A 19,516-nucleotide genomic window follows, 5' to 3' on the forward strand; every position below is an offset into this window, starting at 1 on the left:
ATGCTGCACGCACTGACTGATTACCTCTCCAATTACTACAGCGCCTTCAACGTCTTTCAGTACCTGACGTTTCGCGCCATTCTCGGCGTGCTGACCGCGCTGCTGATCTCCTTCGTGGTCGGTCCCTTCATGATCGCCCATCTCAGTTTTCGTCAGATCGGGCAGCAGGTGCGCGATGACGGCCCGCAAACCCATTTCTCCAAGGCCGGGACTCCGACCATGGGAGGGGCGTTGATTCTGGTGGCGATCGCGGTGAGCACGCTGTTGTGGTCCGATCTCAGCAACCGCTACGTCTGGATCGTGCTCTCCGTGACGCTGGCTTTCGGCGCGATCGGCTGGGTGGATGATTACCGCAAGATCGTCTACGGCAACAGTCGCGGACTCTCTGCACGCAGCAAATATGTCTGGCAGTCGTTGGCGGGGCTGGTGACAGCGCTGCTGCTCTACTTCTCGGCCAGTAATCCGGCGGAGACTCAGCTGATCGTTCCGTTCTTCAAGGAAGTCGTTCTCGATCTGGGCTGGGTGTTCGTCGTACTGGCCTACTTCGTCATCGTCGGTTCCAGCAATGCGGTCAATCTAACCGACGGTCTCGACGGTCTGGCGATCCTGCCCACCGTATTGGTGGCCGGCGCGTTGGGTATTTTCGCCTACACCTCGGGCAACGTGAACTTTTCGAGTTACCTGCTCGTTCCCTATCTGCCTGGAGTGGGCGAGGTGGTGATCTTCTGCGGTGCATTGGTGGGGGCCGGATTGGGGTTTCTCTGGTTCAACGCCTACCCGGCGCAGGTTTTTATGGGTGACGTGGGCGCATTGGCCCTGGGCGCAGCGCTTGGCGTGTTGGCCGTGGTGGTGCGCCAGGAGTTGGTGCTGCTGATCATGGGCGGCGTGTTCGTGGTGGAGACCGTTTCGGTCATCCTCCAGGTCGCCTCGTTCAAGCTCACCGGGCGGCGCATCTTCCGCATGGCACCGCTGCATCACCATTTTGAACTGAAGGGCTGGCCCGAGCCGCGGGTCATTGTCCGCTTTTGGATTATCACCGTCATTCTGGTGCTGATCGGCCTGGCCACTTTGAAGTTGCGCTGAGACGGGATGAACGCGGTGGGTTTGGCAAGCGGGAACAACGGGATCGAGAGAGAAAGACTGGCGTGGGCAATGCAGAGTAACGGTCAACAAAGCGCGCCCTGGAAACAGTGGCGGCGGGTGCTGGTGGTCGGCCTGGGCAAGACCGGCTTGAGCTGTGCCCGCTATTTGAGTGCACGTGGACTGGAAGTCGCCATTACCGACAGCCGCATGCAACCACCGGCATTGGAGGCCGTGCGCGAGTGGCTCCCCGATGCAGCGCTGTTTCTCGGCGGCTTTGCCGCCGAGGCGTTCGCTGCGGCCGATGCCGTGGTGGTGAGCCCGGGCGTGTCGTTGCGCGAACCGCTGCTGGCGCAAGCGTTGGAGCAGGGCACGCCGGTGCTGGGTGATGTGGATCTGTTTGCCGCCGAGGCCGGCGCACCGGTCGTTGCGGTCACCGGTTCCAATGGCAAGAGCACCGTCACCACCCTGGTGGGCGAGATGGCGCGCCACGCCGGTCGCCGCGTTGGGGTGGGCGGCAATTTGGGTACCCCTTTGCTGGAGTTGCTCGATCCGGCGTTGGAGCTGTATGTGATCGAGCTGTCCAGCTTCCAACTGGAAACCGCGCACGCGCTCAACGCCAGCGCGGCGGTGGTACTCAACATCAGCGAAGATCACATGGACCGCTACGGCGATCCGGCGGAATACCGCGCCGCCAAGGAGAGAATCTATCGCGGTGATGGGGTGATGGTTATCAACTCCGACGATCCCCAGGTCGTGGCGATGGTCCTGCCCGGTCGGCGCTCGATCACCTTCACGCTGGGCACGCCGAAGGCCGATGGTTACGGGCTTGGGCAGCGCGCCGGCGGCCGTTGGCTGATGCGGGGCAGGCAGCCTGTGCTGGGGGTTGACGAGTTGCGCATGGCCGGTCGCCACAATGTCGCCAATGCGTTGGCAGCCCTGGCGCTCGGCGAGGCGGTGGGTCTGCCGCTGGAACCGATGGTGGCGGCGCTGCGCGAGTTCCCGGGCCTGCCGCATCGCTGCCAATTCGTGGCCGAGATCGCAGGTGTGGCCTGGTACAACGACTCCAAGGCGACCAATGTCGGCGCCGCCGTTGCCGCCCTGGAGGGCTTCGAACGACCCCTGATCCTGATTGCGGGCGGCGATGCCAAAGGAGCCGATCTGACGCCTTTGCAGGCGCCGGTCGAGCGCCACGCCCGCGCGGTCGTGTTGTTGGGCCGCGACGCGCCGCGATTGGCGGAAACGCTCGGGCAATGTGTCCCGTTGCACCGGGTCGAATCGGTTGAGGAGGCGGTGCGGGTGGCGGTATCCCTGGCGCGATCGGGTGACGCGGTACTGCTGGCGCCTGCCTGCGCCAGTCTCGACATGTTCCGTAACTTCGAGGAACGAGGCGATCGGTTTACCGCCGCGGTGCGGGGGCTGGCGCCATGAGCGTAGTAATGACCACCCGGGCCCTGCGCTCCGCGCCACGCAGTCTGCCGGTGAACGACCCGCTGCGTCTGGATCCGTGGCTGTTGGGTGCGGCTGCCGTTCTGCTGGCGCTCGGCTGGGTAATGGTCGCCTCGGCGTCGATCACCATCGCCGATCGCAGGTTCGGCCAGCCCCTCTATTACCTGCTGCGTCATAGCGTCTTCCTGGGTATTGGCCTGGCGGCGGCCTGGATGATGTTCTGCACGCCTCTGGAGGTTTGGCGGCGCGGTGCTCCGGCACTGCTGCTGGCGGGCGTCGTGATGCTGGTCCTGGTATTGATCCCCGGCGTTGGCCGCGAGGTCAACGGCAGTATGCGCTGGCTGCGCGTCGGTCCGGTGGGGCTGCAGCCCTCCGAATTGGTCAAACTTTTCATGGTGCTCTTCGTCGCGGGTTACCTGGTGCGTCGTGGTGACGAACTACGGGAACAGTTGAGCGGTTTTCTGAAACCCTTGATGGTGGTCGCTGCCGTCGGGGTGCTGCTGCTGCTGGAACCGGACTTTGGCGCGACCGGTGTGTTGATGGTGACCGTGATGGGGATGCTGTTCCTGGGCGGAGTGAAGTTCTGGCAGTTTCTGGTGCTGCTGGCGGCGGGTATGGCCGGTGCCTGGTACCTGGTGATCAGCTCCCCCTACCGCCTGGAGCGGCTGACCACGTTCCTCAATCCCTGGGCCGACCCCTTCAACAGCGGCTTTCAACTGACCCAGGCGCTTATCGCCTTCGGTCGTGGCGAGTGGCTTGGGGTCGGTCTCGGCGCAAGCGTGCAGAAACTGTTCTACCTGCCCGAGGCACATACCGATTTCCTCTTTGCCGTACTCGCTGAGGAGCTCGGTCTGCTGGGAGCATTGGGGGTTGTGGCGCTCTTCTCGGTACTGATCTGGCGCATGTTTGTTATCGCTGCGCGCGCCCAGCGCAGCGGCGGACTGTTCGGGGCCTACGCTGCGTGGGGCGTCGGCATCTGCATCGGGTTGCAGGCACTCATCAATATCGGCGTCAACATGGGCGCGCTGCCCACCAAGGGACTGACCCTGCCGCTGATGAGCTACGGGGGAACCAGCATCATCGTCGCCTGCGTGATGGTGGCGCTGGTGCTGCGCGTCGATCTGGAGAGTCGCGAAGCGGAACAGGCCGGGCGCGGTGAGGAGGCCACATGGCGGGCGGCGTGATGATCATGGCCGGTGGCACCGGGGGGCATGTGTTTCCCGCCCTGGCGGTGGCCGGGTGGCTGCGCGAGCGCGGTGTCGAGGTGACCTGGATGGGCACCCAAGCCGGATTGGAGGCGCGGGTGGTGCCCGCGGCCGGTATTCCGATCGAGTGGGTGCAGGTTACCGGTTTGCGCGGCAAGGGGATGATCGGGTGGCTGCTGGCGCCGGTGCGTCTGCTGCGAGCGCTCATGCAGGCGCTGGCGATTCTGCGTCGCTGCCGCCCGCGCGCGGTGCTTGGCATGGGCGGTTTCGTCACCGGGCCAGGGGGATTGGCAAGCTGGTTGCTGCGTACACCGCTATTGATTCACGAGCAAAACGCGATTCCCGGACTGACCAATCGGCTGCTGGCCCGCATGGCCAAGCGGGTGATGGAGGCGTTCCCCGGAACTTTTGTACCCAGTCCCAAGGTGGTGAGCACCGGCAACCCCGTTCGTCCTGAGATTGCGGCCCTGCCGGAACCGGCGTTACGCGGCGCAGCGACCGGCAAGCCGCTGCGCCTGCTGGTGCTGGGTGGCAGCCGTGGGGCCGTAGCTCTCAATCGCGTCGTGCCCGAGGCTGTGGCCGCCTTGGCGCCGCAGTGCAGACCCGAAATCTGGCACCAGGTGGGAGAGCGCCAACTCGAGCAGGGGCGTGCCGCGTATCGCGACGCCGAGGTCGAGGCCCGGGTGGAGTCGTTCATCGGGGATATGGCGCAGGCCTACGGTTGGGCAGATCTGGTGTTGTGCCGGGCGGGCGCCCTGACAATTGCGGAACTCACCGCCGCCGGTGTGGCCGCATTGCTGGTGCCCTACCCGCACGCGGTGGACGACCATCAGAGCGCCAATGCCCGCTGGCTGGTAGCGCAGGGCGGGGCGGAACTGATTCCCCAGCCACTGCTCTCTGCGGGACTCCTGGCCGAACATCTGCAACAGCTCGATCAGGATCGGGAGCGGCTGCTGGCAATGGCGGAGGCGTCGCGCCGCGTCGCCCAGCCCGAGGCGACCGATCGGGTCGGAACGCAGTGTCTGAGTCTCGCCGGGTTGGAGGCGCGCCTGGCGAGCACTGCGTCGGATCAGGGGGTGCATCATGGCGCCTGAGAATACGACCCGGGTATCGGTGGGTGTCGATTGGATTCGCCGGATCAGCAACATTCATATGGTCGGCATCGGCGGCTCGGGCATGGGTGGGATCGCCGAGGTGCTTCTCAATCTTGGCTACACGGTTAGCGGCTCGGATCTCGCCGAAAACGCGGTGACTCGCCACCTCGCCGCGCAAGGCGCGCGCATCTTCCAGGGGCATGAGGCGCGCAACGTGAGCGATAGTGACGTGGTGGTGATTTCCAGCGCCATCAAACAGGACAATCCCGAGGTGCAGGCGGCGCGGGCCGCGCGGATCCCGGTAATACCCCGTGCCGAGATGCTGGCTGAACTGATGCGCTTTCGCTATGGCATTGCTGTGGCCGGAACGCATGGCAAAACCACGACCACCAGTTTGATCGCGAGCCTTTTGGGTGAAGGGGGGCTCGATCCCACCTTCGTGATCGGTGGCCGGCTGAACAGTGCCGGCAGCAGCGCCCGGCTCGGTGCCGGTCGCTACCTGGTGGCCGAGGCTGACGAGAGCGATGCCTCCTTTCTCTATCTGCAGCCGATGCTGGCGGTGGTGACCAACATCGACGCCGATCACATGGAGACCTATCAGGGGGACTTCGATCAGCTGCGCGAGACCTTCCTGGAGTTTCTTCACCACCTGCCTTTTTATGGTCTGGCGGTGATGTGCATCGATGATCCCGAAGTGAACGGCATTTTGCCGGAGATATCCAAGCCGCTGCTCACCTACGGTACCGACGCACGTGCCGACGTTCGCGCCATCGACATTCGCCAGGATGGGCTGCGCACACGCTTCACGATTCACCGCGCGGGGCGCGCGGAGCCCCTGGCGGTGACGCTCAATTTGCCCGGGCGCCACAATGTGCTCAATGCCACAGCGGCCATCGCCGTCGCACAGGAGGTGGGTGTCAGCGACGCGGCGATCCTGCGCGCGCTCGATGCCTTCCAGGGTATTGGCCGACGGTTCCAGCTCAACGGTGAGATCGATCTGCCCTCCGGCCGGGTGATGCTGGTCGATGACTACGGTCATCATCCGCGCGAGATTGCGGCCACACTGGAGGCCCTGCGCAGCGGGTGGCCGGAGCGGCGCGTGGTGGTTGCCTTTCAGCCCCACCGCTACACCCGGACACGTGCGCTCTTTGAGGATTTTGCGCAGGTGCTCTCCAGTGTCGATGTACTGCTGCTGACCGAGGTCTACGCCGCGGGCGAGGCACCGCTGGCGGGTGCCGACGGCCGTACCTTGTCGCGCGCCATCCGCGCCCGCGGTCAGGTCGATCCCATCTTCGTCGAGGAGGTGCGCCAGTTACCCGAGGTGCTGCCCGGTGTGCTGGAGGATGGCGACATCCTGTTGACCCTGGGCGCCGGGGACATCGGTGCCGTCGCAGCTGGTCTCGCCGCTGCTCTCACCCAGGGGGCCAGGTCGTGAATGCGATGCGCGGCAATCTGCTCCATAACGAGCCTTTGGCGCGGCATACCAGTTGGCGGATTGGCGGGCCGGCCGAACGCTATTACGAACCCAAGGATATTGCCGATCTCGCGGAGTTCCTGCAGCAACTCACCGACGAGGAACCGGTTTTCTGGTTGGGGCTGGGCAGCAACCTGCTGGTTCGTGATGGCGGGGTCGCAGGCACCGTGATCGCCGCATTCCGAGCGCTGGGAGGAATGGTACGAATCGATGCGCAGCGGGTGCGGGTGGAGGCAGGTGTGGCGTGCCCCCAAGTGGCCCGTTTCTGCAGTCAACAGGAATTGTGCGGTGTTGAGTTCCTCGCCGGCATACCGGGAACCATGGGCGGCGCGCTGGCCATGAATGCCGGGGCTTTTGGCGGAGAGACCTGGACACACGTCGAATCGGTGGAGGTTGTCGATCGCCAAGGTAATCGTCGAACACGTCATCCCGCCGACTATCGCATTGGTTATCGCAGTGTTGATGTCCCCGCCGGCGAGTGGTTTGTGGCCGCGGTGCTGAGGCTTGAGCGCGGAGACAGCGCACAGGTTGCGGATCGCATACGGACCCTGTTGGAGAAACGCAAGGCGACACAACCGCTCAACCTACCCAGTTGTGGCTCGGTGTTTCGCAATCCGCCCGGCGACCACGCGGCGCGCCTGATAGAGACCGCGGGGCTGAAGGGGCTGCGGATCGGCGATGCCTGTGTTTCAGAAAAACACGCCAACTTCATCGTCAATCTGGGTAAGGCATGCGCTGCGGATGTCGAGCGGCTTATCGAAACCGTGATCGTGCGGGTACAGGAGCATCACGGTGTCACCTTGGCGCCGGAGGTGCGCATCGTGGGCAGGGCGGCGTGAGGGGGTGCGGGCTTTGAAGGCACAGAGCGCCAGCGATTTTGGCAAAGTCGCCGTTCTGATGGGCGGGCGCTCGGCCGAGCGCGAAGTGTCGTTGAAGAGCGGTGCGCAGGTGCTGCGCGGGCTGCTGAACCGTGGCATCGATGCGCATGGCGTCGATGCGCAAAGCAGTGTGTTGGATCAGCTCGCGGCAGGAAAATTCGATCGGGTCTTTATCGTGCTGCACGGTCGCGGCGGGGAAGACGGCGTGCTCCAGGGCGCATTGGAGACCATCGGGTTGCCCTATACAGGGAGTGGTGTCCTGGCGTCGAGCCTGGGCATGGACAAGTGGCGCACCAAGCTCCTGTGGCAGGCGTTGGGGCTGCCGGTGCCCGTCTACGAGGTGTTGGATGAGCGCAGCGATTTCGATGCCGTGGAGCGCGTGCTGGGATTGCCACTGTTCGTCAAGCCGTCCAACGAGGGGTCGAGTGTGGGTATATCCAAAGTCAAACACACCGGCGAACTCCAGCGTGCATACGAACTGGCGGCGCAGTACGACACAACGGTGTTGGCGGAGCGGTTTGTCTCGGGTGGTGAGTACACGGTTGCGATCCTCGACGGTGAGGCGCTGCCGGTGATTCGCATCGAAGCCGCGGTGGAGTTCTACGACTACGATGCCAAATATCTGCGTGATGACACCCGCTATTACTGTCCGTGCGGCCTGCCGGATAAAGCCGAGCAGCGCCTCCATGAACTGGCGTTGGAGGGCTTCGCGGCCCTGGGTGGCGCGGGGTGGGGTCGTGTTGATTTTCTCCTCGACAGCCACGGCCATCCCTATCTCCTTGAAGTCAACACCGTGCCCGGCATGACCGATCACAGTTTGGTGCCGATGGCTGCCCGTGCGGCGGGGATCGAGTTCGATGAACTGGTGTGGAGGATTCTCGAGACCAGTCTCGAACCGCGGCGCAGTTGGGTTCCTGGCCGAGAAGGGCAGAGGTGATGGGGCAGCGCCGCACTCAGGCCAGACGGCACGACGAGCGTGCACCGTCGCGCTGGCGACCGTATTTCAAGTGGGCGGCGGTGTTGCTGCTGGTGGTGGCTCCCACGGCTATGGCACTCATTCAGAGCACGCGTTGGGTGGTTGATCCGGCCACTTTTCCGGTGCACAGCGTAAGGGTGGAGGGTGACTTTCAGTATCTGGTGCGCACTGAGCTGCAACAGGCGGTGAATGAACACGTGGGAAGTGGGTTGCTGTGGGTCGATGTCGAGGCGGTGCGCCGCGGTGTGGAAAGCCTGGCCTGGGTGCAGCGTGCCAGCGTGCGACGGATTTGGTCCGAGGGATTGGTCGTCCATGTCACGGAGCAGCGGCCCTACGCGAAGTGGGTGCCAGGCGGGTTGGTGAACAGTGAGGGAACCGTGTTTGCCGCGGCCACGGGCACAGGACCGGTGGGGTTACCGGAATTCAACGGTCCGCCGGGATTGTCTGCGGTTGTCACTCAACGTTATCGGGAGTTCGCGTCCCTGGTGGCGGAGAGTGGCTCAAGTGTTCAGAGCATTGAGCTTGACGAACGCAATGCCTGGCGCGTCCAGCTGTCCAGTGGTGTGACGCTGGATCTGGGACGCGAAGATGTTTCGCGACGGCTGGCCCGATTTGCGCGTTACTACACCTCCGTTCTGAGCAAAGAGCAACGCGCGGTGACACGCGTTGATCTGCGCTACGCGAATGGGTTTGCCGTCGAGTTTTCTGCGCCACCGCTGAGTTCGGTGGAGCAGCCTGCAAATCGGCAAAGTGGATTGTTAAAGGGAGATTTGGCGAATGCCAAAAAAGTCTGAAAAGAACCTCATCGTCGGTCTCGATATCGGGACCGCCAAGGTGGTGGCCATTGTTGGTGAGGTGAACGCGGAGGAGGGGGTGGAGATCATCGGTATCGGCTCTCATCCTTCACGCGGATTGAAGAAGGGTGTGGTCGTCAATATCGATTCCACCGTGCAGTCGATCCAGCGTGCGGTGGAAGAGGCGGAATTGATGGCGGGTTGCCAGATCAATTCGGTTTTCGCGGGTATTGCCGGTAGCCACATCCGCAGTCTCAACTCGCACGGCATCGTTGCGATCCGTGATAAGGAGGTGGCGCCGAGCGACGTCGAGCGGGTGATCGATGCAGCCCGTGCGGTGGCCATTCCCGCCGACCAGAAGATCCTCCATATCCTGCCCCAGGAATTCATCATCGATCATCAGGAGGGGATTCGAGAGCCCGTCGGGATGGCCGGGGTGCGCCTGGAGGCCAAGGTCCACATGGTCACCGGCGCGGTGAGTGCGGCACAGAACATCATCAAGTGCGTGCGCCGCTGCGGACTGGAGGTCGATGACATCATTCTCGAACAACTCGCCTCGAGCTATGCGGTTCTCACCGACGATGAAAAAGAGCTGGGCGTCTGCCTGGTGGACATGGGGGGCGGCACCACCGATATCGCAGTGTTCACCGAGGGCGCCATTCGCCACACCTCGGTGATTCCCATCGCCGGCGACCAGGTGACCAACGATATCGCCGTCGCCCTGCGTACGCCGACCCAGCACGCCGAAGAGATCAAGATCAAATACGCCTGCGCGCTGGCGGAACTGGCCTCGCCCGATGAAACCATCGAAGTGCCAAGCGTCGGCGAGCGCCCCCCCCGGCGTCTGGCGCGGCAGACACTGGCAGAGGTTGTGGGTCCGCGTTATGAGGAGCTCTTTTCGCTCATTCAATCGGAGTTACGGCGCAGTGGTTTTGAGGATCTGATCGCCGCCGGAGTCGTTTTGACCGGTGGCTGCGCCAAGATGGAGGGCGTTGTCGATCTCGCCGAGGAGATTTTCCACATGCCGGTACGACTCGGAAATCCACAATACGTCGCCGGGCTGTCCGAGGTGGTGCACAACCCGATCTATTCCACAGGCGTAGGCCTGTTGCTGTTCGGTCAACACAACCGTGCTGGCGATGCCCTGCGCGCACCTATCGGTACGGGAGTAAAGGGTGTCTGGACACGGATGAAGAGTTGGTTTCAGGGGAATTTTTGAGTGTTTCTGGGAAGCCGTTCCCCCCAGTGTGAAGTGGAGCGGAAGCGAAGCGAAGCGTCGTTGTGCACGGTACCGGCCGGTCAGTCACAACATACCGAGGAGGAAATGTCATGTTTGAGTTGATGGATGCCTATCCGCAGAACGCGGTGATCAAGGTGTTAGGTGTCGGTGGTGGCGGGGGAAATGCAGTGCGCCACATGCTGGGCGCCAATATAGAAGGTGTTGAGTACATCTGTGCCAATACCGATGCGCAGGCCCTGAAGAACTTCGAAACAGCTACGATGATGCAGCTCGGGGGGGGGATTACCAAAGGGCTGGGCGCTGGTGCCGATCCGGAAGTCGGGCGCCAGGCTGCACTGGAGGATCGGGATAGGATCCAGGATCTCATTGAAGGGACCGATATGGTCTTCATCACCGCCGGTATGGGTGGCGGTACTGGGACCGGCGCTGCACCCGTTATTGCGCAAGTCGCCAAGGAGTTGGGGATTCTTACCGTTGCGGTGGTAACGAAACCGTTTCCATTCGAGGGGCGTAAGCGTATGACGGTGGCCGAGCATGGTATTGCAGAGCTGACGCAGCACGTCGATTCCCTGATCACTATTCCCAACGAGAAGTTGCTGACCGTGCTGGGGAAGGATCTCAGTCTGCTGGAGGCCTTTCGGACTGCCAATGATGTATTGCTCGGCGCGGTGCAGGGTATTGCAGAACTCATTACACGGCCTGGATTGATCAACGTGGATTTCGCCGACGTTCGCACCGTGATGTCGGAGATGGGCATGGCGATGATGGGGTCGGGGTCGGCCAGTGGTGAGGATCGTGCCCGTATCGCGGCGGAGTCGGCGATCGCGAGTCCACTGCTCGAGGATGTCAATTTGGCGGGAGCGCGTGGCATTCTCGTCAACATCACTGCCGGAATGAATCTTTCAATAGGTGAATTCGATGCGGTCGGTAACACCGTCAAGGAGTTCGCGTCGGACGATGCCACCGTGGTTGTAGGTACCGTTATCGATGAGAACATGAGCGATGAGCTGCGGGTAACCGTGGTGGCAACCGGACTCGGGGCGCGCAAGACCACAGCAAAAGAACCTCCGGTGAAACTGGTGCAGCAGGCGGCCGGGGCAGAGGTGGATTTTCGTGAGCTCGAACGCCCGACAGTGATTCGCAATCAAGCGGCCGCCGACTCCGGACGCGCTTCATTGCCCGAGGACCTCGAGTATTTGGATATACCCGCCTTTTTGCGGCGGCAGGCTGATTAGATGGTTTGCTGGCTTCGCTTTCCGGCCTCTCAATGGGCGTGTAACTAGGCCCGGGAGGAATGATGGTCCGAGTGTGGCGGTATCCTCCACTGCCATGCTCGGCCTTCTCTAGAACCTATCTCAGAATCCCCCGCGAGTTGTGCCGGTCGCTCGCGGTTTCAGCGCCAGGCGCGGCGAGCGTGGTTGGGTCATTCCCAATGAGCGAGCCGCAACACCGCGCTGGAGCCACGAGCGCCCGGCCCTTCGGGTTGGCCCCAGAGGTGCGCTGGCGGTGTTCTCGACTTGCCAATAGCGTTGCTATTGGCTGCGCCTTCGGGCCTACCCAGCGCACCTCTGGGGCTCAACACAGCACGCGGGGGATTTTGAGATAGGTTCTAGTTTTTGGTCGAACCAACCGACTTTTGCACATATCAGCATCCCTGTTTAATCAGAGGGTTACAGCTGATTTGTTTTGTGATTTGTTTCACTTTGCTTGCATAAAGTCGTGTGCTACCATCCACGCGGATTTATGCCCATGATAAAAAAGGGGGGAAGTCACTTCGTGATCCGGCAACGGACTTTAAAGAACGTTATTCGTGCGACTGGGGTGGGTCTGCATACCGGGGAAAAGGTCTATCTGACCCTTCGTCCGGCTGCGCCTGACACCGGCATCATCTTTCGCCGTGTCGATCTGGAACAGCCGATGGATATCAAGGCCAGCCCGGAAAACGTGGGTGACACGTGCCTTTCGACAACGCTCGTTAAGGGCGATGTGCGTATTTCCACTGTCGAGCACCTGCTGTCCGCATTCGCCGGTCTTGGAATCGATAATGCTTACGTCGATGTCAGCGCGCCGGAAGTTCCCATCATGGACGGCAGCGCAGGACCGTTTGTTTTTCTGCTGCAGTCGGCGGGAATAGAAGAACAGAACGCACCGAAACGTTTTATTCGCATCAGTCGTACGGTAGAAGTGCGGGATGGGGATAAATGGGCGCGTTTTGAGCCCTATGATGGATTCAAAGTTTCCTTTGAAATCGACTTCAACCACCCGGTATTCGATGGTCGCCGTCAAACAGCCTGTATCGATTTCTCCACCACCTCGTTCATTAAAGAGGTCAGTCGTGCGCGCACCTTTGGATTCCTAAGCGATATCGAGCGCCTGCGGGAGCGCAAGTTGGCGCTGGGCGGGAGTCTTGACAACGCGATCGTTGTTGATGAGTTTCGCGTAGTGAACGAGGATGGACTGCGTTACGAGGACGAGTTTGTAAAGCATAAAGTATTGGATGCGATTGGGGACCTCTATCTGCTCGGACGCAGCCTGATAGGCGCATTTCACGGCTACAAGTCCGGTCATGGACTCAATAACCAGTTGTTGCGGGCCTTGATGGCGGAAGAGTCCGCGTGGGAACTTGTGACATTTGAGGATTCGGAGAAGCTGCCGATATCTTATGTCAGGCCGATTCAGGCGCTGACCTGATTGGAGTTTCGGGCGATCTATGAGTCGGTGCTGCGTTGCGCAAGTCGCCGCAGGGCGGTTGCGAGAGCAGGATCGGAGACTGAGTCTGCAGCCCCAAGAAGGGTTTCGGCGCCACTCGGAGACAAAGCGGCCCTGCGACTTTTAGGGAGATTGGTTTCTGGATTCTGCTGAGGTGCGATCTGAATACGCACACGCTTCAGGGTGCTCGCATGCAGGCCGTTGAGTTTCTCAAGAATAGCTGGTGAGACATAGCGGGTGCGGTTGGCCCATACGGGGGAGTCCATCAGTAGCAAAACCTCATTTTGCCGCAGATTCACGTGCAGGCAGTGAGCGCGATACTCCGCCGGTAGCAGCGAGCGAACAAGATTCAATGAGGTCTGATGTTCGCTTATGCGGTGCATAAGCTCAGTGAGCGGACCTGTGCTCTTTCGGAGGTGAAACTGCAGCGGGTAGGGTTCGCGGGTCATAGCGCAGTAAAGTGGAATCGGATTCGCTTTTTTCCGGCAGGAACCTTGGTAGGTTTAGGCTAAAAGCAGGATAACACAGATCGCCATGCATATAGTTTTGTTCACCCGCCGCGGAGGACGTTCACGCACCGTGAACCTGTTCTCCCCGCTTGCCATTATCGCCGGAGTTGTGGCGGTGCTGTCTGTTGCAGGGGGCTTGGCGGTCGGGGGATATCAGCTCGGTGTATATTCTGCTTCTCCTGACGCTTTTGCGATACGTGATACGGTTCAAACCGAGTTGCAGGTGCAACGCCAGGAGTTGGCAGAATTCAGGCAACAAGCCAGGGAACATGTGGATGCCTTGGCGTTACGTCTCGGTGAAATGCAGGCTCACGTGATCCGCTTGGATGCTCTTGGTGAGCGCCTGGCCGAGATGGCCCATTTAGACAAAAACGAGTTCAGCTTCGAACAGACTCCCGCACAGGGTGGCCCCGAGTCGGCGAGCGGCGAATCGATCCAGATCCCCGATTTCCTGCAATCACTGGAGATGCTTGAGCAGCGATTGACAGACCGCGCGCAGAAGCTGTCCATGCTTGAGTCAACATTGATGAATCGCCGCTTGCAGGCAGAAGTATTGCCGGCGGGACGCCCGACCACGGGTGGGTGGATCTCGTCCTTTTTTGGCATGCGTACCGACCCCTTCAGCGGCCGCCCTGCGCATCATGATGGTATCGATGTCGCAGGACGCATTGGTAGCGAAGTGATTGCAGTCGCCTCGGGTGTTGTTACCTGGGCGGGGCCACGCTACGGCTACGGCAATCTGGTCGAGATCAATCACGGTAACGGCTACGTGACACGCTATGCGCACAACAAGGATTTGGTGGTCGAGGTCGGTCAGACCGTCAAGAAGGGGGATGTTATTGCAAAAATGGGTACCAGCGGTCGTTCCACTGGCCCCCACGTCCACTTCGAGGTATTGATCAACGGCCGCCAGGTAGATCCTGTTAAGTTTGTTCGCAGCGCCCAGCGCTGACTCACGCCTCCTGCCAGACTCGTTCGAGTCACACCCTATTGGCCGAACGCGCCCTGGAAAAGCCCCGCCGCAACTGACCTGATAGCCGAGTTGCGCTATCATTCGCTACTTTAATCTGCCACACGTAAAGCGACGAATTCATGGTCAGTAAGCTCCTCAGCAAGATCTTCGGCAGCCGCAATGAGCGGTTGATCAAGCGAATGTTCAAAACGGTTCAGGTGATCAATTCGTTGGAGACCGAGTTTGAATCCTTGTCCGATGAGGCGCTCAAAGCCAAGACCCAAGAGTTCCGCGATCGGTTTCAAGCCGGGGAGACGCTCGATGCATTGCTGCCGGAAGCCTTTGGGGTGGCGCGTGAGGCGGGTAAGCGTGCTTTGGGAATGCGCCATTTCGACGTGCAACTCATAGGCGGGATGGTGCTGCACCAGGGGCGTATTGCCGAGATGCGCACCGGTGAGGGTAAAACGCTGGTGGCGACGCTGGCCGCCTACCTCAATACCATCCCGGGTCGTGGTGTCCATGTGGTTACCGTCAACGATTACCTGGCGCGGCGCGATGCCGGTTGGATGGGAAAGATCTACCATGCTCTCGGGCTCAGCGTTGGAGTCATCAACTCATCCGGTGGCAAAGGCCCTGATAGTTCCTCGTATCGCTACGATCCGGATCATCGTGCCGGTGATGAGAGTTTTCGTTTTCTATCTTCCGTTTCGCGGCAAGAGGCTTATTCTGCCGATATCACCTACGGTACGAACAATGAGTTTGGATTCGATTACCTGCGCGACAACATGGCCTTCAGTCTTGCCGAGAAGATGCAGGGCGACCTGCATTACGCAATCGTCGATGAAGTCGATTCTATTCTGATCGATGAGGCGCGCACCCCACTTATTATTTCTGGACCGGCCGAAGATAGCTCAGAACTCTACAGGCAGATCGATAAGCTTATTCCGCGACTTGTTCGTCAAATTGGTGAGGAGGGGGCGGGCGACTACACGGTAGACGAGAAATCCAAGCAGGTTTATCTCACCGAAGAGGGTCATCAGAGGGTGGAAGATCTTCTGGTGGAAGCCGGATTGCTCAAGGAAGGAGATAGTCTCTACGATTCGGCAAATATCGGTCTGGTACACCATCTAAACGCCGCATTACGTGCGCATGCGTTATTCCAACGTGATGTGGATTATATCGTGCGCGATGGAGAGGTCGTCATCGTCGATGAGTTTACCGGTCGTACCATGCCCGGCCGGCGTTGGTCCGAAGGATTGCACCAGGCTATTGAGGCGAAAGAGAAAGCCAAGATTCAAAATGAGAATCAGACACTCGCTTCAATAACTTTTCAGAATTATTTTCGCTTGTATGACAAGTTGTCGGGAATGACAGGAACAGCAGATACGGAGGCCTACGAGTTTCAGCAAATTTATGGCTTGGAGGTTGTCGTTATCCCCACGAACAAGCAGATGATACGTGAAGATCGTACCGATCTGGTCTACCTGACACAGCGTGAAAAGTTTGATGCGATAGTCGCGGACATCGAGGAGTGCCGTAAGCGGGGACAACCAACGTTGGTGGGAACCACCTCTATAGAAACCTCGGAGTATTTGTCTCAGTTGTTGGAAAAGAACAAGATTCCGCACGAGGTTCTGAACGCCAAGCAGCATGAACGCGAGGCGCATATCGTTGCGCAAGCCGGTAAAGCGGGATCCGTGACCATAGCAACCAACATGGCTGGCCGTGGTACCGACATAGTATTGGGCGGAAATCCCGAGGCGGAAATCGGAGCGCTTGAAAACCCATCGGAAGCACAGGTACAGAAGATACGTGAGGATTGGAAGTTGCGGCATCAGGCGGTGTTGGATGCGGGTGGACTTCATATTATCGGCACCGAGCGTCACGAATCACGACGCGTGGACAACCAGCTGCGAGGGCGGTCCGGGCGCCAGGGCGACCCAGGATCGAGTCGCTTCTACCTGTCGCTGGAGGACAGTCTTATGCGCATTTTCGCCTCAGAGCGTGTCTCTGCTCTGATGCAGAAACTGGGCATGGAGGAAGGTGAAGCAATCGAGCACCCATGGGTGAACAAAGCGATTGAAAATGCTCAAAGAAAAGTTGAGGGTCGAAATTTCGACATTCGCAAGCAGCTGTTGGAGTACGATGATGTGGCCAATGATCAACGCCGCGTCATCTACGAGCAGCGCAACGAATTGATGTCCAGCGATGACATTTCGGAAACGATCAAGAACGTACGTTGGGATGTCGCCAATTTGCTGATCGATCAGTACATAGCGCCGCAGAGCCTCGATGAACAATGGGATGTGGGAGGGTTGGAAGAGGCGCTTCAGCGAGAATACGGTGTGACGTTTCCGCTTCGCCAATGGCTGGATTCAGATGACACCTTGCATGAGGAATCACTGCGCGAGCGTATCGTTGTGGAGCTGGAGCAAGAGTACGCGCGAAAAGAGGCACAGGTGGGTGCGGAAACCATGCGGCATTTCGAAAAGGCGATCATGCTACAGGTGCTTGATTCTCTTTGGAAGGAACACCTTGCGGCCATGGATTACCTGCGTCAGGGAATCCACTTGCGCGGCTACGCGCAAAAGAATCCCAAACAGGAGTACAAACGCGAGTCGTTCGAGATGTTTGAACAACTTCTTGGTCGAATAAAGTCCGAAGTGGTGAGCGTCGTTTCGCGGGTTCAGGTGCGCGCCGAAGAAGACGTGGAAGCCATCGAACAGCAAAGGCGCAGAACAGCACCGATGGAATACCAACACGCAGAGGTAGCGGCCATGTCCAGTGAGCCTGCCGCTTCGACCACAGACGAAACTCATCAGCCCTTCGTTCGCCAGGGTAGAAAAGTTGGACGCAATGAGCCGTGTCCCTGTGGCTCAGGGAAGAAGTATAAGCAATGCCACGGCGCGCTGCAGTAACATCGGTTGCGATTGATCGATGCGTTCGACAGAGTTGAATGTACTTCCGGTGCGCGGTGTAAGAGTGGGCGTAGCAAGTGCCGGCATTAGACAATCTGTGCGTCCCGATATCGCATTGTTCGAATTTTCACCCGATAGCGAATGCGCTGCGGTTTTCACAAAAAATGCTTTCTGCGCAGCTCCGGTGGTGGTGGCGAAAAAGAACTTGAAGAAGGGGCTGACGCGCTTCTGGATTATCAATTCGGGCAATGCCAACGCTGGTACAGGTTTGCAGGGGATCGCAGACGCGGAAGCAGTGTGCGCCACAGTAGCGCGTGTTGCCGCGCAAGACGGTACTGGTTCGGTACTGCCTTTTTCCACAGGAGTGATTGGCGAACCACTGCGTGTGGACAAAATAGAACGCGTACTGCCCGATGCGGTTTCCGCCCTTAGTGAGACGGGTTGGCACGATGCTGCACGGGCAATAATGACGACGGATACCGTTCCCAAGGGGGTCTCGCGCCGCGTGGCGCTTGATCAGGGAGAAATCACGATCACGGGGATTGCCAAGGGCTCCGGAATGATTCGCCCCGATATGGCAACGATGCTGTCGTTCATCGGAACCGATGCAAAGATCTCGGGAGAGCTGTTGCAGCAGTGCCTGAATGTGGCGGTCGCGCGTTCGTTTAATCGCATTACTGTTGATGGGGATACCTCAACCAATGATGCGTGCGCGCTGATTGCGACAGGACAGGCGGCCTCCGCAACAATCGAAACAGGAAGCGCAGACCATCAAAGATTTCAAGAAGTATTGATCGAGGTATGTGAGGATCTGGCGCGCGCAATAGTTCGTGATGGTGAGGGTGCAACCAAACTGATCACCATAGAGGTAGAAGGCGGCAAGAACACTGAGGAGTGTTTGAGCGTCGCGTATGCCATTGCGCATTCACCCTTGGTGAAAACCGCTTTTTTTGCTTCCGATGCAAATTGGGGGAGAATCTTGGCAGCGGTGGGGCGGGCCGGTTTGGCCGAACTCAACCTGGATGCTGTACAGATCTACCTCGATGACGTCTGTATTGTTCGTGGCGGTGGGCGTGCACCGGATTACTCGGAGGAGGCCGGCGCACACGTTATGGCGCAGGCAGAGATCACCATCTGCGTTAAGCTTGGCCGTGGCTCCGCACGTGAGCGGATCTGGACTTGCGATTTTTCCTTCGACTACGTCCGTATCAATGCGGAGTACCGCACCTGAGTTTCTTGGTGCCGCGTGCTAATACCGTAGACGCACGTTCTCCTGACTGACATGCGCCCTCATAAAAGTCCGGTTCATGTGATCGCCGGTGTCATACGCAATTCAGATGGCGAAGTGTTGTTAGCGCAACGCCCTGCACACGCTCATCTGGGTGGTTTGTGGGAGTTTCCGGGTGGAAAACTTGAGAGGAATGAAGAGCGCCTTGAAGGCCTGAAACGTGAGCTGCACGAAGAACTGGGTATCGACGTATTGGATGCCCGCCCGCTCATCCGAGTCCCGTACGACTACCCCGGGAAAAGTATACTTCTTGATGTTTGGGAGGTGTTGCAATTCACTGGGGAAGTCAAAGGCCTGGAAGGCCAGGCGTTAACCTGGGTGGCGCCAAGGTTACTGCATGCTTGGCCGATGCCTGCTGCTGATCGACCGGTCGTAACAGCAATTGCTCTTCCGGATCGTTATTTAATAACCCCCGAGCCAGGAGCGGATCATGCCGCGTTTCTGGATGGGTTGTGTCGGGCGCTGTCGACGGGGATACGTTTGGTACAATTTCGCGCCAAGGAATTGGATGATCGGCGCTATGAGATGCTTGCCAAGCGTGTGCTCGGAATTTGCGAGGAGCACGAGTCGAACCTTCTGCTTAATCACGATCCCGAAATGGTTATACGCATCGGTGCACACGGTGTGCATTTGACAGCCCTGCGACTCGAAGACCTTCGGGAGAGACCGTTGGGTGCGCAGTACTTGGTAGCCGCCTCGTGCCACCATCGCGATGAACTGCTCAAAGCACAAGCGTTGGGCTTGGATTTTGCTGTTCTTGGTCCCGTTAAAACCACCTTGACGCACCCCGCTACAATTCCTTTGGGCTGGCGAAAATTTGAGGAATGGGTGGAGCGTATATCGCTACCCGTTTATGCGCTGGGTGGTATGTCGGAGCTGGATTTGGAAACGAGCCGGCGATTGGGTGGGCGGGGCATCGCGGCCATCAGGTCACTGTGGGTTTAGAGTAC

At 59.7% G+C, this 19,516-nt stretch carries 16 protein-coding genes; 15 read left to right on the forward strand and 1 reads right to left on the reverse strand.

All coding sequences use genetic code 11. The annotated features are described in order from the left end of the window. The 11 genes from DWQ09_10210 to DWQ09_10260 all read left to right on the forward strand — a co-directional run bounded on the left by DWQ09_10210 (nucleotide 1) and on the right by DWQ09_10260 (nucleotide 12,881). Nucleotides 1-1,083 (forward strand): phospho-N-acetylmuramoyl-pentapeptide-transferase, encoded by a 1,083-nt coding sequence (locus DWQ09_10210; GenBank protein ID KAA3627561.1) that lies wholly within the window; start codon nucleotides 1-3, stop codon nucleotides 1,081-1,083. Between the two features lie 69 nt (nucleotides 1,084-1,152). Beyond that, nucleotides 1,153-2,511, forward strand: a complete 1,359-nt coding sequence (locus DWQ09_10215) for a UDP-N-acetylmuramoyl-L-alanine--D-glutamate ligase (protein KAA3627992.1) — start codon at nucleotides 1,153-1,155, stop codon at nucleotides 2,509-2,511. An 8-nt stretch (nucleotides 2,512-2,519) separates the two neighbouring features. Beyond that, nucleotides 2,520-3,713 carry a putative lipid II flippase FtsW gene (gene ftsW / locus DWQ09_10220; protein ID KAA3627562.1) on the forward strand — a complete coding sequence of 398 codons (1,194 nt, stop codon included), beginning with the start codon at nucleotides 2,520-2,522 and terminating at the stop codon, nucleotides 3,711-3,713. Beyond that, nucleotides 3,698-4,828: an undecaprenyldiphospho-muramoylpentapeptide beta-N-acetylglucosaminyltransferase gene (gene murG / locus DWQ09_10225; protein ID KAA3627563.1), complete on the forward strand. Its 1,131-nt coding sequence runs from the start codon at nucleotides 3,698-3,700 to the stop codon at nucleotides 4,826-4,828. The genes ftsW and murG overlap by 16 nt, the downstream gene beginning before the upstream one ends. Next, nucleotides 4,818-6,263 (forward strand): UDP-N-acetylmuramate--L-alanine ligase, encoded by a 1,446-nt coding sequence (locus DWQ09_10230; GenBank protein KAA3627564.1) that lies wholly within the window; start codon nucleotides 4,818-4,820, stop codon nucleotides 6,261-6,263. Before murG ends, DWQ09_10230 begins: the two co-directional genes overlap by 11 nt. Nucleotides 6,264-6,268: 5 nt before the next feature. After that, complete coding sequence (locus tag DWQ09_10235) at nucleotides 6,269-7,141, forward strand: UDP-N-acetylmuramate dehydrogenase (GenBank protein KAA3627565.1); 873 nt, start codon at nucleotides 6,269-6,271, stop codon at nucleotides 7,139-7,141. A gap of 58 nt (nucleotides 7,142-7,199) precedes the next feature. Further along, a complete protein-coding gene (locus DWQ09_10240) occupies nucleotides 7,200-8,117 on the forward strand; it encodes a D-alanine--D-alanine ligase (protein ID KAA3627993.1) in 918 nt (305 codons plus the stop codon). Beyond that, the gene (locus tag DWQ09_10245; protein ID KAA3627566.1) at nucleotides 8,117-8,950 is read left to right on the forward strand and encodes a hypothetical protein; all 834 of its coding nucleotides are present in this window, start codon (nucleotides 8,117-8,119) and stop codon (nucleotides 8,948-8,950) included. The genes DWQ09_10240 and DWQ09_10245 overlap by 1 nt, the downstream gene beginning before the upstream one ends. Continuing rightward, nucleotides 8,934-10,169, forward strand: a complete 1,236-nt coding sequence (gene ftsA / locus DWQ09_10250; GenBank protein ID KAA3627567.1) for a cell division protein FtsA — start codon at nucleotides 8,934-8,936, stop codon at nucleotides 10,167-10,169. The genes DWQ09_10245 and ftsA overlap by 17 nt, the downstream gene beginning before the upstream one ends. Before the next feature lie 110 nt (nucleotides 10,170-10,279). Beyond that, nucleotides 10,280-11,425, forward strand: a complete 1,146-nt coding sequence (locus tag DWQ09_10255; protein KAA3627568.1) for a cell division protein FtsZ — start codon at nucleotides 10,280-10,282, stop codon at nucleotides 11,423-11,425. Between the two features lie 541 nt (nucleotides 11,426-11,966). Continuing rightward, complete coding sequence (locus DWQ09_10260; protein ID KAA3627994.1) at nucleotides 11,967-12,881, forward strand: UDP-3-O-acyl-N-acetylglucosamine deacetylase; 915 nt, start codon at nucleotides 11,967-11,969, stop codon at nucleotides 12,879-12,881. A gap of 17 nt (nucleotides 12,882-12,898) precedes the next feature. Here the strand turns inward: DWQ09_10260 and DWQ09_10265 are convergent, their stop codons facing one another. After that, a complete protein-coding gene (locus DWQ09_10265; GenBank protein KAA3627569.1) occupies nucleotides 12,899-13,348 on the reverse strand; it encodes a DUF721 domain-containing protein in 450 nt (149 codons plus the stop codon). Nucleotides 13,349-13,433: 85 nt separating this feature from the next. Here DWQ09_10265 and DWQ09_10270 point away from each other — a divergent pair, with 85 nt between their 5' ends. The 4 genes from DWQ09_10270 to DWQ09_10285 all read left to right on the forward strand — a co-directional run bounded on the left by DWQ09_10270 (nucleotide 13,434) and on the right by DWQ09_10285 (nucleotide 19,511). Further along, on the forward strand, nucleotides 13,434-14,360 hold the full coding sequence (locus DWQ09_10270) for a hypothetical protein (protein KAA3627570.1): 927 nt from the start codon (nucleotides 13,434-13,436) through the stop codon (nucleotides 14,358-14,360). 140 nt (nucleotides 14,361-14,500) lie between these two features. Then, nucleotides 14,501-17,278 (forward strand): preprotein translocase subunit SecA, encoded by a 2,778-nt coding sequence (locus DWQ09_10275; GenBank protein ID KAA3627571.1) that lies wholly within the window; start codon nucleotides 14,501-14,503, stop codon nucleotides 17,276-17,278. A 19-nt stretch (nucleotides 17,279-17,297) separates the two neighbouring features. Next, the gene (locus DWQ09_10280) at nucleotides 17,298-18,509 is read left to right on the forward strand and encodes a bifunctional glutamate N-acetyltransferase/amino-acid acetyltransferase ArgJ (GenBank protein KAA3627572.1); all 1,212 of its coding nucleotides are present in this window, start codon (nucleotides 17,298-17,300) and stop codon (nucleotides 18,507-18,509) included. Between the two features lie 51 nt (nucleotides 18,510-18,560). Next, nucleotides 18,561-19,511 carry a Nudix family hydrolase gene (locus DWQ09_10285; GenBank protein ID KAA3627573.1) on the forward strand — a complete coding sequence of 317 codons (951 nt, stop codon included), beginning with the start codon at nucleotides 18,561-18,563 and terminating at the stop codon, nucleotides 19,509-19,511. Nucleotides 19,512-19,516 lie beyond the last annotated feature (5 nt).

Source organism: Pseudomonadota bacterium, from assembly GCA_008501635.1.
Classification (GTDB): domain Bacteria; phylum Pseudomonadota; class Gammaproteobacteria; order QQUJ01; family QQUJ01; genus QQUJ01.